Genomic DNA, 15829 nt, shown 5'->3' on the forward strand with positions numbered 1-15829 from the left:
ATATGACACGATCCTTGTTACTGCGCCCGCTGTCTGCTCTGGCGATGCTGGCGGGCGGCTGTTTGCTGGAAGCTGGGCCAGTGCTGGCCTGGGGCCATCAGGCCCACGCGGCGATCGACCGCGCCGCCATCGAGGCACTGCCCGCCGACGGGCCGGTGTTCCTGCGCGAACAGGAAGATTTTATCGCCGCCTCGGCAACCATCCCGGATAGCTGGCGGCATGACAGCGAGCCCTTCGCCAAGATCGAGGAAGACCCCAATCACGGCTGGTTCCGTGAGCGCACCCTGTTTCTCACGCCGCTGCCTCGCTCGCGCTTTGCCTATATGCTGGCGCTCTATCGCCGCCATCTGGCGCTGCAGCACAGCGATCCCGCCGCAGCGCGCTGGATGAGCGTGCGCTGGACGGGCACCTTGCCCTATGCGGTGATGGAGCAATATGGCCATCTCGTCTCGGAGATGCGCCAGCTGCGCGCCGCCCAGGCCAAGGGTAAGGCTGAGGAGGTCACTTTCCTCAAGCTGAATTGCGCCAATACGGTGGTGCGGCTGGGTCATTATATCGGCGACGGATCGCAGCCGCTGCATGACTCGATCCATTCCGATGGCTGGAAGGGCCCTAACCCTCACCATTACACCAGCGATGGCCATATTCATGCCCGGTTCGAATCCGCCTATGTGAAGGCGATCGACCTGACCGCCGCGGATGTGTCCGCCCATATCGGCACGATCGACCATCAGCATGGCGATCTGTTCGAGGCTCTGGTGGCATGGCTCGATGCGAACAACGGCAAGGTTGAAGGCATCTATCGCCTGGAACAGGGCGGCGCCTTGAGCGATCCACGCAATCCGCAGGTGCGCGCGCTGATTTATGCCCAGACTGGCAGTGGCGCGGCCCTGTTACGGGATTTGCTATTGCGCGCCTGGCATGAGGCGGCAACGGCGCCGGGGCCTGCCGATGTCGATCCGCTTGATCCGCACGCGCCGGGTTTCGATCCGGCGACAGGATCTGTTCCACCACCTGTCGGGCGCTGACAGCTGCGCCTCCTTCTCGCGTCTTTCGTGAATGGAGGGCTGCTTTCAGGGCGCGCGTTTCAGAGCGGGAATGGCGGCTCTGCTGGCGGATGCCTCATCGTGATAAGTCATGTTCACGCCATGAAAAGGCTGAAACATAAGGCTCAACGCGCCTGCGGCAGTTTGCCGCGGATCATGGGAAAAAGATGATAGGCAACCGGGGGAAGCCGTGAAACGGCGCTCTTCTTTTCCATATTTTATCTATATCTGGCGAAGAGCCAGCCATGGACTCGCAAGTCCATGAAATAATGGTGACCCCTACGAGAATCGAACTCGTGTTTCAGCCGTGAGAGGGCCGCGTCCTGACCGCTAGACGAAGGGGCCTAAGCCATTATATGTGTCCCATCTTCCGTGAAGAAGAATGGTGACCCCTACGAGAATCGAACTCGTGTTTCAGCCGTGAAAGGGCCGCGTCCTAACCGCTAGACGAAGGGGCCACTCTGAAGCTCGGCGGTGAAGCGTTGCCTCGTTGGGAGACGCGCATCTAGGGGTGAGGCGGGATTCGGTCAATCCCTTTTTTGCATGTTTTTGCGAGATAGTTTTCCACAGGGTAAATCAAAGGATTAGCGGCAATGCGCCCGTCGCTGGCGCCCGAACGAGCCCGATCAGTCGATCAGGGCCGCATCCTCGATATGCAGCTCGGCGGCGGGGCGGCTACCCCAGTCGTCGATCTTCGCGCGGCCCACCAGCCACAAGCTGCGCCCCTGCGTGCCATGCAGCAGGGTCTGCCCCATCTCGCCATCCGCCGCGCGGAAGGCCATCGCCTTGAAGCTGGCCCCATCGTTCCCGCGCACGATCAGCCGCACATGATCGGCGCCGACCACATCGGCCTTCACCACCTTCACCGGCCCCACCGCCACGCGCGGCCCAGGCCAGCCCATGCCATAGGGCCCGGCGCTTTCCAGCGTTTCGACCAGCGCCGGGTTCAGCCCGCGCGGCGCCACCGCCAGATCGACCAGCAGCGATTGATGCAGCCGCGCCCGCGCCACATCGCTGGCCAGCCTTTCATCGAGCCACTCGCCCAGCGCATCCAGCTTGTCGGGCGCGATGGTCAGGCCCGCCGCCATGGCATGGCCACCACCGGCCACCAGCAGGCCCTGAGCGCGCGCGGCGATGATCGCCGCCCCCAGATCGACGCCATGCACCGACCGGCCCGAGCCCTTGCCGTATCCTGCCTCATCGGCCTCCAGAGCGATCACCAGCGTGGGCCTGCCGCTCTTCTCCTTGATGCGCCCGGCCACAATGCCGATCACGCCGGGATGCCAGCCCGCACCGGCCAGCACCAGCACGCTGCGGTTGTGCTGTTTCTCGACCTGCGCCTCGGCGGCCTCCTGCACGGCCATTTCGATGCCGCGCCGCTCCTCGTTGAGCAGGGAGAGCTGCCCGGCGATCTCGCGCGCTTCCTCGGGATTGTGGGTGGTGAGCAGGCGCACGCCCAGCGTCGCCTCGCCCACGCGCCCGCCAGCGTTCACACGCGGCCCCAGCGCAAAGCCCAGATCCGAGGCGGTGGGCGCGCGGCCCAGCTTGCTGGCGTCGATCAGCGCGGCCATGCCGATGTTCTCGCGCTTGGCCATCACCTTGAGCCCCTGCGCCACGAAAGCGCGGTTCAACCCATGCAGCGCGGCCACATCGGCCACCGTGCCCAGCGCCACCAGATCGAGCAGCGAGAGCAGGGCGCCATTGCCGGGCGTGCCGGGGTGCTTCGCCTTCTCCAGCTCGCGCCGCACCGCAATGGCCAGCAGGAAGGCCACGCCCACCGCCGCCAGATGGCCATGCGCCGCGCCAATCTCGCTTTCATCGAGGCGGTTAGGGTTCACCATTGCCACGGTGCGCGGCAGTTCATGCGAGCATTTGTGATGATCGACCACGATCACCTCCACCCCGGCATCCGCCGCCATGGCCAGAGCATCATGCGCCATGGCCCCGCAATCGACGGTGACGACCAGCTTTGCGCCTTCCTGCCCCAGCCGCACCAGAGCCTCTCCGGTGGGGCCATAGCCTTCCAGCAGACGGTCGGGGATGTAGTGGCGGGCATCATGGCCGCACAGGCGGATCAGGCGGATCAGCAAGGCGGCGCTGGTGGCGCCATCGACGTCGTAATCGCCATAGACCGCCACCGGCTCGCGCTGGACGATGGCCTGGGCGATGCGCCGCGCCGCCACATCCATATCCTGAAGCTGCGAGGGGTCGGGCAGGAATTCGCGCAGGGTCGGGTTGCGCTGGCGGTTGAGATCCTCGCGGGCCACGCCGCGCGCGAGCAGCAGCTGGGTGACCAGATCGTCGGCAAGGGGGCCGTCCCAGCCGTGATCGTGCTCCATCATGTCCATATTGCCGCCGCGCCAGTGCCAGGCCTTGCCGCCAAGCGACATGCGGCCGGAGATGAGGGCGGACGAGGCGTTGGAGATGTGCTGGTCAGTCATGCCGGGCGGTTAAACCATCGCGGGGCATCGCGGAAGAGGCGGGATGGGCGCGCTTTGGCAAAGCCGGGGGAATATGCCAAGAAAGGGGCAGGAGGGCCGGACATGATGGACGATCAGGCAGAGGACACTATCGCTGTTGAGCCTGTCGCGAACGGTGTGGTCTTGCTGTTTGCCGAAGGGCAGCGTCCATCGGTTGAGGTCATCGATCGTTTGCTGGGGCAACTTCCCGCAGAGAACATGCTGTCGGTCAGCTATCGGGGGGAGGCGGATCGTGGCCGCCTCGAACTGCTGTGCCGGGGACTCACCTTCGATCTCAAGGGGCTGGCTCCGGCGCGTGGCGCCGCTATGCCGGTTGTGACGCAAAGGCTTGGGCTGGATGACGCTTTGCCTCAGCTGGAGGGCGTGTTGCTCGCGTCCGGGCAAAATCTGGCGGGCGGGGCTCATCTCAGGCCGATTTTGTGCACGCATCTGCAGGTCGGTCTGGCATTGGCGGCGCTGCCGGGGGTGCAGGCGGTGGTCTGGGCGCTCTCGGGCGTGATGATGCGCCCGGCGCATTTCGTTGAGGCTGTCGGGGCATGGCTTGCAGGCGGGTCATTTCCCGTGCCCGGCCTGGTCGGCTTTTCGCGTGACGAGGATGGCGCGCTGTTCAGCCACGGCCTCTTCTTCTTCGCGCCGCGCCAGGTGCGGGTAGAGGCCCTGGAAGGGGCGTCTGACATGCAGGCAGAGATCGCCTCGGCGCTTGTCCGCAGGCAGGTGGATGGTGACAGCCATGTGCCGGCGTGGATCGCGGACAGCGAAGGCCGCATCTGGAATGTCTCATGGGACGTCGAAAGCAGGCTGATCACAGCCCGCCCCGGCGTCTGAAAAAGGCCGGAGCGCAAAGCCCCGGCCTGATCAGCTTACCTGCCCGAGAGGACCAGCGTGTTGGCGGCGCTCAGCACGGCGCGCACGCTGGCGGTGGCGACGTCCGTATCGACGCCCACGCCCCAGATGGTCTGGCCATCCGGCCCGGTGCATTCGACATAGGCCGCCGCACGCGCATCCGAACCGGCGGAGAGCGCATGCTCGGAATAGTCCTTCACCGAGAGGTTGACGCCGAAGCTGTCCGCCAGCGTCGCGACCACCGAGGAGATCAGGCCATTGCCACGGCCCGAGACCGACTGTTCCTTGCCGCCGACGCCGATCTTGCCCGCAAAGATGCGCGCGCCATCGGGGCCCTTGGTCTCGTCCCAGTCCAGCAGCTGGAAATGCTGCGGATCGTTGACGCGGTAGCTGCGCTGGAACACCTCCCAGATGTCAGCGGCGACCAGTTCGCGGCCCAGCTCATCGGCCAGTTCCTGCACATGGCGGCTGAAATGGGCCTGCATGCGCTTGGGCAGCTTGAGGCCCTGATCCTGCTCGATCACCCAGGCGAAACCGCCCTTGCCGCTCTGCGAATTGACGCGGATCACCGCTTCATAGCTGCGACCCAGATCGGCGGGATCGATGGGCAGATAGGGCACGGCCCAGAACTCGTCATTGCGCTTTTCCTGCGCGGCGAAGCCCTTCTTGATGGCGTCCTGATGGCTGCCCGAGAAGGCGGTGAACACCAGATCGCCGCCATAGGGATGGCGCGGATGAACGGGCAGCTGGTTGCAGTATTCGACCGTCTGGATCACCTCGTCGATGTCCGAGAAGTCCAGTTCCGGATCGACGCCCTGCGTGTAGAGGTTCATGCCCACGGTGACGAGGCAGCAGTTGCCGGTGCGCTCGCCATTGCCGAAGAGGCAGCCCTCGACGCGGTCGGCGCCCGCCATGATGCCCAGTTCGGCGGCGGCAACGCCGGTGCCGCGGTCGTTATGGGTGTGCAGGCTGATCACCGCCGCATCGCGGTTGGGCAGGTTGCGGCAGAAATACTCGATCTGGTCGGCATAGACGTTGGGCGTCGCGCATTCGACCGTGGCGGGCAGGTTGAGGATGATGGGGTGCTCGGGCGTGGGCTGCAGGATCTGCATCACCGCCTCGCAACATTCCAGGCTGAAATCGAGTTCCGCCGTCGAGAAGGTCTCGGGCGAATATTCGAAATGCCACTTGGTGTTCGGGAAGCGCGCGGCATTGTCACGCAGCAGCTTGGCGCCATTCTCGGCGATCTCGCGGATCTGCGGGCGCTCCATGCCGAACACCACCTGACGCCACAGCGGCGACACGGCATTGTAGAGGTGGACGATGGCGGCGGGCATGCCTTCCAGCGACTCGAAGCTGGTCTTGATCAGGTCTTCGCGGCTCTGCGTCAGCACCTGGATCAGCACATCCTCGGGGACGCGGTTCTCGGTGCCGAGGCTGCGGATGAAATCATACTCGGTCGCGCCGGCGCTGGGGAAGCCGACCTCGATTTCCTTGAGGCCAACCTTGACCAGCAGGTCGAAGAAGCGGTTCTTCTTTTCCGCGCCCATCGGGTCGATCAGGCTCTGGTTGCCGTCGCGCAGGTCGGTGGAGAGCCAGCGCGGGGCCTTGTCGATGATCTTGCTCGGCCAGGTGCGGTCGGGGATGTTGATCTGCGGAAAGGGGCGATACTTGACCGAAGGGTCTTTCAGCATGGGCATGATGGGTCTCTGATGCTCTTCACTGGGGCCGCTGCTCAGGCATTGCGGCTATAGGACAGGCTGATCGATAATCCCTTGGGCGCTCCTTGCGCGCGGCCAGAGGGCACGCGCTCGCTCACGCCCAAGGGCGGATAAGTCGTAGCGCGAGGGTCAGCTTGAAGATCATGCACTCAGCCTATGATGAAGGCGGCGCGGCCTGTAAAGCAAAAAGCGCCCGGACCGTGTCACGCAGGCGTCCTGTCGCGCTGCAGCACTGTTTCGAACCAGTCGAGATAGGCCTGGGCGCAGACCTCAGGTTCCAGATGGGCGATCAGCGCCTGCAGGGCGGCGAGCGGGGGAGGGCCGCGCCGCGTCACCTCGATCACAGCTTGCGCCAGATCCTGAGGGTTGCGCGTGGGCACCAGCGTGCCCGCCTCCGGGATGGTCATGATATCATGCAGGAAATGGGAGCAATCGGTGGAGATCACCGGCACGCCATGCGCCAGGGCTTCCACCGCCACCGCCGGGCCGCCCTCGAAATGCGAGGTGCAGAGAAAGGCATCGGCCTTGCGCAGCCATGGGTCGATCACCGGCACATAGCCGGGCGCGGCGACCACGTCGGAAAGCCCCATCTTGCGGATTTTGTTCAGCATCCGGCCGTGCAGGCTGCCGTCGCCCAGCATGGTGAGCCGGGCAGGGGTGATCGCATTGAGCGCGGCGATGGTGCGCAGCGCCAGCGCGGCATCCTTCTGCTTCTCGAACCGCCCGGCCCAGACCAGATGGATGCGGCCATCATCGACATGCGGACCATCGGCGGTCATATCGTGATGGAGATAGATCGGATCGTAGAGCGTCGCCGTGGAGACGCTGGGCGCCAGCTCGGCCAGTTCACGCGCCAGACCGCTGTTCATCGCGGCAATACCATCGACGGCGGGGGCAAAGCGGCGGAGCAGCGCACGGATCGGTTTGCCGATCAGCCCGCTCGGCACGGCGGGATTGGACACTTTCGCCACAATCTTCGCGCGGCCCTTGGCCTTGCCGAAAGCCAGCACAAGCGGGAAATGGAAATTGCCCGGCAGAAAGATGATGTCAGGATCGATCTTGCCGAGCATGGGCGCCATCGCCTTGCCCAGCTTCAAACGCGAGATCGGGCTGCGGCGGATGGGCGGATCAAGCTCCACCACCTGCACGCGCGGATCGACGGTAGCGCGCACGCCGCCCTCTGTCGTGCCGCACAGGATCGTCACCCGATGTCCGGCCTCGACCCAGAAGCGGGCCATGCCGATGGCGATGCGTTCGGTGCCGCCACGCGAAAAATCGTGGAAGCAGATCAGGATATGGCGCGAGGGCGCACGCGGATCGCGCACAAATGAAGCGTCGGCGCGCTGCCCTTTGAGGGCAACACGCCGACCACTTCCACTCGGGCCCAGTTTGCGTCCGGGCTCCAAGGCTTAGTTCTTGGTCTGATCGACCAGCTTGTTCGCGCCGATCCAGGGCATCATGGCGCGCAGCTTCGAACCGGTCTCTTCGATCGGGTGACGCTTGGCGGCGATGCGCGAGGCCTTCAGCTCGGGCTGGCCGGCACGGTTGTCGAGCACGAAGTCCTTCACGAAGCGGCCCGACTGGATGTCGGCCAGAACGCGCTTCATTTCCTTCTTGGTCTCTTCGGTGATGATGCGCGGGCCGGTCTTGATGTCGCCATATTCGGCGGTGTTCGAGATCGAGTAGCGCATGTTGGCGATGCCGCCCTCATACATCAGGTCGACGATCAGCTTGAGCTCGTGCAGGCACTCGAAATAGGCCATTTCGGGGGCGTAGCCGGCTTCCACCAGCGTCTCGAAACCAGCCTGCACCAGCGCGGTGGCGCCGCCGCACAGCACGGCCTGCTCGCCGAACAGGTCGGTTTCGCATTCCTCGCGGAAGTTGGTCTCGATGATGCCCGAGCGACCGCCGCCAACGCCAGAGGCATAGGCCAGACCGATGTCATGCGCGTTGCCGGTCACGTTCTGGTGGATGGCGATCAGGCAGGGCACGCCGCCGCCCTTCACATATTCGCCGCGCACGGTGTGGCCGGGGCCCTTGGGGGCGACCATGATGACGTCGATGTCCTTGCGGGGCTCGATCAGGCCGAAGTGGACGTTCAGGCCATGAGCGAAGGCCAGCGCGGCGCCGGGCTTCAGATTGGCGTGCAGGTCTTCGGCGTAGATGGCGGCCTGATGCTCGTCGGGCGCCAGGATCATGAGGATGTCGGCCCAGGCGGCGGCTTCGGCGTTGGGCAGAACCTTGAAACCGGCGGCTTCAGCCTTGGCGGCGCTGGCCGAGCCGGGGCGCAGGGCGATGGCAACGTCCTTGACGCCGCTGTCGCGCAGGTTCTGGGCGTGGGCGTGGCCCTGCGAGCCATAACCGAGGATCGCGATCTTCTTGCCGGTGATCAGGTTCAGGTCGGCATCGGCGTCGTAATAGACTTTCACTGGTCTTCCCTTTCGGTTGCCCTGCGCATACGACGCGCGGGCCAGGATTGAATGTGCCTGAGCTTTCGCCCGACACGTTTGGCGCTGCCCCGGCCAAAGCCGGAGCGGCGATCAACTGTTAAGTGCTGGACTTGCCCCGGATCATGCCGACAACGCCGGTGCGCGCGGTCTCGACCAGCCCGAGGTCGCCCATCAGAGCCACGAAGCTGTCGATCTTTTCGGGCGTGCCGGTCAGTTCGAACACGAAGCTTTCGGTGGTGGTGTCCACGGGGCGCGCACGAAACACCTCGGCCAGACGCAGCGCTTCCACGCGCGCCTCACCCTTGCCGACCACCTTGATAAGGGCCAGCTCGCGCTCCACATAGGGGCCCTGCTCGGTCAGATCGACCACCTTGTGCACCGGGATCAGGCGCTCAAGCTGGGCGCGGATCTGGTCGATCACGGCCGGGGGGCCATGCGTCACGATGGTGATACGGCTGACCTGATGGTCGCCGGTGATTTCCGAGACCGTCAGGCTGTCGATGTTGTAGCCGCGCGCGGTGAACAGACCGGCGATCTTGGCCAGAATGCCTGCCTCATTGTCCACGGTCAGCATCAGGACGTGGCGCTCGGTGGCTTCCTGCTCGATTTTCGTCATCTGGTTCATCTCTCTTACACCAGAGCCTTGGCTTCATCGTCCATGGTGCCGCTCACCACATCGCCGGGCAGCAGCATGTCGGTGTGGGCCGCGCCGCTCGGGATCATCGGGAAGCAGTTGGCATCCTTGGCGACGCGGCAATCGACGATCACCGGGCCGTCGTAATCGATCATCTCCTGAATGCCGGCATCGAGCTGGCCTTCGTTCTCGATCGAGATGCCCTTCCAGCCATAGGCCTGCGCCAGCTTCACGAAATCGGGCAGGCTGTCCGAATAGGAGTTCGAATAGCGGCTTTCATAGGTCAGCTCCTGCCATTGGCGGACCATGCCCATCCATTCGTTGTTGAGGATGAAGATCTTGACCGGCAGGCGATACTGCGTGGCGGTGCCCAGCTCCTGAATGTTCATCTGGATGCTGGCCTCGCCCGCGATGTCGATGCACAACTTGCCCGGATTGCCCAGCTGCGCGCCGATGATGGCGGGAAGGCCGTAACCCATGGTGCCCAGACCGCCGCTCGTCAGCCACTTGTTGGGGCCGAAGAAGTGGAAGTGCTGCGCTGCCCACATCTGATGCTGACCGACCTCGGTGCTGATGATCGGATCATGCGCCTTGGTCAGCTCGAACAGACGCTCGATGGCGCGCTGCGGCGGGATGGCGGCGGGGTTCTCGGCATAGGAGAGCGACTTCTTGGCGCGCCATTCGGTCACGCGGGCCTTCCACGCGGTGAGATCCTGAGCCTTGCGGCCCTTCCACCCATCGAGGATCTGCTGCAGCACCGTGGCGCAATCGCCGATGATCGGCAGATCGACGCGCACCGTCTTGTTGATGCTGGCGCGGTCGATGTCGATGTGGATCTTGGTCGAATTGGGCGCGAAGGCGTCCAGACGGCCCGTCACGCGATCATCGAAACGCGCGCCGACGCAGATGATCAGGTCGGCCTGATTCATCGCCCAATTGGCTTCATAGGTGCCGTGCATGCCCAGCATGCCCAGCCAGTCCTCATGATCCGCCGGGAAAGCGCCCAGACCCATCAGCGTGGAGGTGACCGGTGCCTTGGTCAGCGCCTGCAGCTCGCGCAGCAATTCGCTGGCGCGCGGACCCGAGTTGATCACGCCGCCGCCCGTGTAGAACACCGGCGCCTTGGCCTTGGCGATCAGATCCACGGCCTGCGCGATCTCCGCCTCGCCACCCGCCAGCTGGGGCGAGTAGCGGTTGCGGCGCTGCACCGGGCCTTCGGGGAAGTTCGCCGTGGCGATCTGCACATCCTTGGGGATGTCGATCACGACCGGACCGGGGCGGCCGGTGGTGGCGATCTGGAAGGCTTCATCGATGACGGCGGCGAGGTTCGCCGGATCCTTCACCAGATAGTTGTGCTTGCAGCAGTGGCGCGTGATGCCGACGGTATCGGCCTCCTGAAACGCGTCCGAGCCGATCAGCGGCGTGCCGACCTGACCGGTGATGACCACCAGCGGAATCGAATCGAGGAAAGCATCGGCAATGCCGGTGACGGCATTGGTCGCGCCCGGGCCGCTGGTGACCAGCACCACGCCCGGCTTGCCGGTGGAACGCGCATAGCCTTCGGCGGCATGAGCCGCGCCCGCTTCGTGGCGGACGAGAATATGGCGCAGGCGCTCCTCGCCGAATAGCGCGTCGTAAATGGGAAGGACCGCGCCGCCCGGATAGCCGAATACAAATTCCACGCCCTGACGAACCAGGCTTTCAACGAGGATCTGGGCGCCGCTGCGCTCTTCGGTCACGGTGACTTCCTTCTGTCTCAAATCTTCGCGCGCCCAAAATGGGCGCGGTTCACGCAAAGGCGCTTGCGTTGGGCCCGTGCTGCACAAGATGCAACCCCCAAAAGCGCCGATTGTCGCGATTTTCCCGGGGGGCGGGGCCGGATGCGCAAGCACCCGAAGCACGTCTTGCGACATGCTGGAGGGCAGGTATAAGACAATAAATATCCTGTCAACAGCTATTGCTGTAACAATCTATCAAAATGTCCGGCGATGTCGGAATTTTCATGGCTTTTGGGCGCATGGCGGGGCCAATCGCGGGGGGGCTGGTGGCGGAACCAGGTGTATTGCCGCTTGGCATAATTGCGCGTGGCCTGCGCGCCGCGCATGATTGCTTCGTCAAGGGTAAGGTCGCCTGAAAGATGTGCCGCGATCTCCGCGACTCCAATGGCGCGCATCACCGGCAGGTCGGGGGGGAGGTGGCGGGCCAGCAGGGCCTCGACCTCGGGAACCGCGCCGCCCTCGATCATGAGGCCGAAGCGGCGGTCGCAGCGTTCGTAGAGCCAGTCGCGATCGGGCAGCAGGATCAGCGGATGGAGCGTGACCGCGTGGCCGATCCCGCCCTCCTTATGCGCCTGCCAATAGCCCAGCGAGTGGCCGGTGGAGCGCATCACCTCCAGCGCCCGGGCGACGCGGGTGGTGTCGGCGGGGTTGAGCAGGGCGGCGCGCTCAGGGTCTTCGTTGGTGAGGGCGGCATGGGCTTCGGCCACGGGCAGGGCGCGCACGGTTTCACGCACCTCGGGATCGATGGCGGGCACGGGTGCGATGCCGTCCAGCAGGGTGCGCATATAAAGGCCGGTGCCGCCAACAAGGATTGGCACTTGCCCTGCCTGATGCGCCTTGGCGATCTCTTGCCGCGCCCGCTCCGCCCAATCGGCGGCGGAGCAGCCCTGCGCCCCGTCCCACGCGCCATAGAGCCGATGCGGCACCCGCGCCGTATCCTCGGGCGAGGGGGCGGCGGAGAGAATCGGCAGATCGGCATAAAGCTGGGCGCTGTCGGCGTTGATGATCACGGCGCTCCGGCCCCGCGCGGCCAGGGCATCGGCCAGCTTTATGGCATAATCGCTCTTGCCGCTGGCGGTCGGCCCTGCAATGAGCGCCAGCGGCGGGCGGGCTTCTTCGCCCGGGACGATTTCGAAAGGATCAACGGTGCTCATCGCGCGCGTCATAGCAGAACCCGCCGGGCTGTCGCCCCAAGTCGATGCCCTGCTGGAGGCTTTGGGCGATGATGGCTTCTCCGCCGATGCCCGCGAAATCCCCAGCGGCGTGGTCGAAATCGCCGCCGAAGGCGTGAGCGTGGATGTGCTGCGCAATGCCATCGACAAGCATTTGGGCACCAGCGACGCGCTGATCACCGAGCAACGCCCCGTGGTGCCGCGCCTCTTCATCTCGGACATGGATTCGACGATGATCTCGGCGGAATGCATCGACGAACTGGCCGATTTCGCGGGCCTGAAGCCCCAGATCGCCGCCATCACCGAACGCGCCATGCAAGGCGAACTCGATTTCCGCGAGGCCCTGAGGGAACGCGTCGCGCTGCTGAAAGACTTGTCGGAAGACGCCATCGCCCAGTGCCTCGCCGAGCGGATCAAGCCAATGACGGGCGCGCGCGTGCTGGTTCAGACGCTGAAGGCCAAGGGCTGCCGCACCGTGCTGGTGACGGGCGGCTTCCACCAGTTCGCTGATCCCGTGGCCGAGCAGCTTGGTTTCGAGCGCGTCGTCGGCAACCGCCTCGCCGTGGCGGGTGGCAAGCTGACCGGCGGCCTCGACGGCCCGATCAGCGATAGCGCCACCAAGCGCGCCACGTTGCTGGAAGAGCAGGAGAAGCTGGCCAAGAAGCCCGGCGAAAAGGTGCCCACGCTGGCCACCGGAGACGGCGCCAACGACATCCCGATGATCGAAGAGGCCAGCTACGGCATCGCCTTCGAAGCCAAGCCCAAGGCGCGCGCTGCGGCCAATGGCTGGGTGGATCGCGGGGATCTGACCGCCGTGCTGCGTTTGCTGGGCGTGCCGGAGAAGGATTGGGTGCTGGATTAAGAACAGGAAGAGGACAGTGCGAGGGTGTTACACCCTCGCGCTCCCATTATTGTCTGCATTGCCCCTGGGGTTCGGCCATGGTGCTAACGTCGCGGCGCCGCAGGCTTTCAAACGAGAAAAGGCGCCGGGGCATTCCTGCCTGCGGCGCCTTTTCTGTGCTGGTGGCCAGTTTGAGCGCCACGGTGGGGTGCCGCTGGCGCCTCGTCGGAAGACGTTATGGGAGCGCGAGGGGGTAACCCCCTCGCATCTTCCTTTTGCCTCTTAGCCTTCCATCCAATCCTTGAAGAACGCCTCATTGGCGGCCTTCAGCTTGGACACGGCCACACCGGCCACATCGAACCCGCCGACAGTACCCAGCTTCACAGCACCTTCCAGCACGATGTCGGGCTTGGTGGTGACGATATAGCGGCTCTGGTCCTCACCGAAGGCCTGCGCAGTGTTCAGCGTCACATCCAGCTTCACGCCGAGGCCCGAGGCCATTGCCATTTCCGCCAGAGCAACCAGCAGGCCGCCATCGGACACGTCATGCACGGCGGTGGCCTGGCTGTCGCCGATCAGCTGGCGCACGGTCTCGCCATTGCGCAGCTCGACATCCAGATCCACGGCGGGGGCGGGGCCTTCCTCGCGACCGGCGATCTCGCGCAGCCACAGCGACTGGCCCAGGTGCGAACCTTCGGGGCCGATCAGCCACACCACGTCGCCGGGGGCCTTGAACTTGATGGTGGCCATCTTGGTGTGGTCCAGCATCAGGCCCACGCCGCCGATGGCGGGAGTGGGCAGAATGGCGCTGCCGCCACCGGTGGCCTTCGATTCGTTGTAGAGCGAGACATTGCCCGAGACGATGGGGTAATCCAGCGCGCGGCAGGCATCGCCCATGCCTTCCAGCGCGCCCACGATCTGGCCCATGATTTCGGGGCGTTGCGGGTTGGCGAAGTTGAGGCAGTTGGTGATGGCCAGCGGCGTGGCGCCCACGGCGCAGATGTTGCGCCAGGTTTCGGCCACGGCCTGCTTGCCGCCCTCATAGGGGTCGGCAAAGACATAGCGCGGGGTGCAGTCGGTGCTGATGGCCAGCGCCTTGTCGGTGCCGTGGATGCGCACCACCGCCGCGTCACCGCCCGACTTCTGGAGCGTGTCGCCGCCGACCTGCGAGTCGTACTGCTCGAAGATCCACTTGCGCGAGGCGAGATCCGGGCCGCCGATCAGCGTCAGCAGGTCGGCTGCAATGTCCTTGCTTTCCTCGACGGCACCCAAAGGCGCGGGCTTGGGGGTGGGGACATGCGGGCGGTCATAGAGCGGCGCGTCATCGGCCAGCGGCGCGAGCGGAATGTCGCAGACCACCTCGCCGTCGAATTCCAGCACCATATGGCCGGTGTCGGTCACCTCGCCGATGACGGCGAAGTCGAGTTCCCACTTCTTGAAGATCGCCTCGGCCATCGGCTCCTTGCCGGGCTGGAGGACCATGAGCATGCGCTCCTGGCTTTCCGAGAGCATCATCTCGTAAGGCGTCATGCCGGTTTCGCGGCAGGGCACGTTGTTCATGTTCAGGCGAATGCCTGCGCCGCCCTTGCTGGCCATCTCGACCGAGGAGGAGGTCAGACCGGCAGCGCCCATATCCTGAATGGCGACGATGGCGTCGGTGGCCATCAGTTCCAGGCAGGCCTCGATCAGCAGCTTTTCGGTGAAGGGGTCGCCGACCTGCACGGTGGGGCGCTTCTCTTCCGACTTCTCGTCGAAATCGGCCGAGGCCATGGTGGCGCCGTGAATGCCGTCGCGGCCCGTCTTGGAGCCGACATAGACGATGGGGTTACCAAGGCCGGTGGCGGCGGAGTAGAAAATCTTGTCGGTGTCGGCCACGCCCACGGTCATGGCGTTGACGAGGATGTTGCCGTCGTAAGCCTTGTGGAAGTTGGTTTCGCCGCCAACGGTGGGCACGCCCACGCAATTGCCGTAGCCGCCGATGCCCGCAACCACGCCCTGCACCAGATGCTTCATCTTGGGGTGATCGGGGCGACCAAAACGCAGCGCGTTCATGTTCGCCACGGGCCGTGCGCCCATGGTGAAGACGTCGCGCAGAATGCCGCCAACGCCGGTCGCCGCGCCCTGATAGGGCTCGATGTAGCTGGGGTGGTTGTGCGACTCCATCTTGAAGATGGCGGCCTGGCCATCGCCGATGTCGATCACGCCGGCGTTCTCGCCGGGGCCGCAGATCACCCAGGGGGCTTCGGTGGGCAGCTTCTTGAGGTGCAAACGGCTGGATTTATAGGAGCAATGCTCCGACCACATCACCGAAAAGATGCCGAGCTCGACAAGGTTGGGCTCGCGGCCCAGCGCGTGGAGAACCTTGTCGTATTCCTCGGGGGAAAGCCCGTGGGCGGCGACGACATCGGGGGTGATGGTGGAGGCTGTCTGGGTCATGGCCGCGCCCTTAGCGCCATGCGCGCGCGAAGGCCAGACCGGATTGGTTATAAAGCGTGCCAGGTGGCACCCTGTACCTCTTGACCGCGCGCAGGCACACGGCCATTGCAAAGGCATGAGTGACAACAAAGCCGAAATCGCGGACATTGCGCAGCTCAGCTTCGAAGAGGCGCTGCGCGCTCTGGAGGGCGTGGTGCGCCAGCTGGAAAGCGGGGAAGTGCCGCTCGACGAGTCCATTTCGCTCTATGAAAAGGGTGAGAAGCTGCGCGCCGCCTGTCAGGCGCGTCTGGATGCCGCCACCGCGCGGATCGAGCGAATCGTGGCCAAGGACGATGGCGCTGTCGCCACCCGTCCGCTGGACGATGCTTGACGGGCGGGGCCTGAACTTAATTGATGCCCGCGCGGGGCTGCGCTCTGCGTGGGGTAAA

General features: G+C 65.0%; 12 protein-coding genes and 2 tRNA genes. 4 read left to right on the top strand and 10 right to left on the bottom strand.

Annotated features, from left to right (window positions below; genetic code table 11):
- Positions 1-2: 2 nt before the first annotated feature.
- On the top strand, positions 3-1028 hold the full coding sequence (locus SR3_RS05110; protein WP_245653779.1) for a phospholipase C/P1 nuclease family protein: 1026 nt from the start codon (positions 3-5) through the stop codon (positions 1026-1028).
- Between the two features lie 288 nt (positions 1029-1316).
- Here the strand turns inward: SR3_RS05110 and SR3_RS05115 are convergent.
- The 3 genes from SR3_RS05115 to recJ form a co-directional block, all read right to left on the bottom strand.
- Positions 1317-1391 (bottom strand) — tRNA-Glu (locus SR3_RS05115).
- 38 nt (positions 1392-1429) lie between these two features.
- A tRNA-Glu gene (locus SR3_RS05120) sits at positions 1430-1504 on the bottom strand.
- A gap of 168 nt (positions 1505-1672) precedes the next feature.
- On the bottom strand, positions 1673-3487 hold the full coding sequence (recJ, locus tag SR3_RS05125; RefSeq protein ID WP_157098632.1) for a single-stranded-DNA-specific exonuclease RecJ: 1815 nt from the start codon (positions 3485-3487) through the stop codon (positions 1673-1675).
- Positions 3488-3589: 102 nt separating this feature from the next.
- Between recJ and SR3_RS05130 the strand changes: the two genes are divergently transcribed.
- Positions 3590-4351 (top strand): hypothetical protein, encoded by a 762-nt coding sequence (locus tag SR3_RS05130; RefSeq protein WP_068081671.1) that lies wholly within the window; start codon positions 3590-3592, stop codon positions 4349-4351.
- A 35-nt stretch (positions 4352-4386) separates the two neighbouring features.
- On the opposite strand, the gene leuA is transcribed toward SR3_RS05130, so the two are convergent.
- From leuA to miaA, 6 genes are all read right to left on the bottom strand, one after another.
- On the bottom strand, positions 4387-6069 hold the full coding sequence (gene leuA / locus SR3_RS05135; protein WP_068081674.1) for a 2-isopropylmalate synthase: 1683 nt from the start codon (positions 6067-6069) through the stop codon (positions 4387-4389).
- A 224-nt stretch (positions 6070-6293) separates the two neighbouring features.
- Positions 6294-7415 (bottom strand): glycosyltransferase, encoded by a 1122-nt coding sequence (locus SR3_RS05140; protein ID WP_068081677.1) that lies wholly within the window; start codon positions 7413-7415, stop codon positions 6294-6296.
- 84 nt (positions 7416-7499) lie between these two features.
- The gene (ilvC, locus tag SR3_RS05145) at positions 7500-8519 is read right to left on the bottom strand and encodes a ketol-acid reductoisomerase (protein WP_068081680.1); all 1020 of its coding nucleotides are present in this window, start codon (positions 8517-8519) and stop codon (positions 7500-7502) included.
- Between the two features lie 118 nt (positions 8520-8637).
- Positions 8638-9156, bottom strand: a complete 519-nt coding sequence (ilvN, locus tag SR3_RS05150) for an acetolactate synthase small subunit (protein WP_068081827.1) — start codon at positions 9154-9156, stop codon at positions 8638-8640.
- Positions 9157-9170: 14 nt separating this feature from the next.
- Positions 9171-10913, bottom strand: coding sequence for a biosynthetic-type acetolactate synthase large subunit (gene ilvB / locus SR3_RS05155; RefSeq protein WP_068081683.1), 1743 nt, complete (start codon positions 10911-10913; stop codon positions 9171-9173).
- A 215-nt stretch (positions 10914-11128) separates the two neighbouring features.
- A complete protein-coding gene (gene miaA, locus SR3_RS05160) occupies positions 11129-12106 on the bottom strand; it encodes a tRNA (adenosine(37)-N6)-dimethylallyltransferase MiaA (RefSeq protein ID WP_068081832.1) in 978 nt (325 codons plus the stop codon).
- Between miaA and serB the strand changes: the two genes are divergently transcribed.
- Positions 12099-12986, top strand: a complete 888-nt coding sequence (gene serB, locus SR3_RS05165; protein ID WP_068081686.1) for a phosphoserine phosphatase SerB — start codon at positions 12099-12101, stop codon at positions 12984-12986. The genes miaA and serB overlap by 8 nt on opposite strands.
- 261 nt (positions 12987-13247) lie before the next feature.
- On the opposite strand, the gene purL is transcribed toward serB, so the two are convergent.
- Positions 13248-15401, bottom strand: a complete 2154-nt coding sequence (purL, locus tag SR3_RS05170; protein ID WP_068081689.1) for a phosphoribosylformylglycinamidine synthase subunit PurL — start codon at positions 15399-15401, stop codon at positions 13248-13250.
- Between the two features lie 115 nt (positions 15402-15516).
- On the opposite strand from purL, the gene SR3_RS05175 reads away from it, so the two are divergent.
- The gene (locus SR3_RS05175; RefSeq protein ID WP_068081691.1) at positions 15517-15771 is read left to right on the top strand and encodes an exodeoxyribonuclease VII small subunit; all 255 of its coding nucleotides are present in this window, start codon (positions 15517-15519) and stop codon (positions 15769-15771) included.
- The last annotated feature ends 58 nt before the right edge of the window (positions 15772-15829 follow it).

Origin of the sequence: Novosphingobium rosa NBRC 15208, assembly GCF_001598555.1 — a bacterium.
GTDB lineage: Bacteria > Pseudomonadota > Alphaproteobacteria > Sphingomonadales > Sphingomonadaceae > Novosphingobium > Novosphingobium rosa.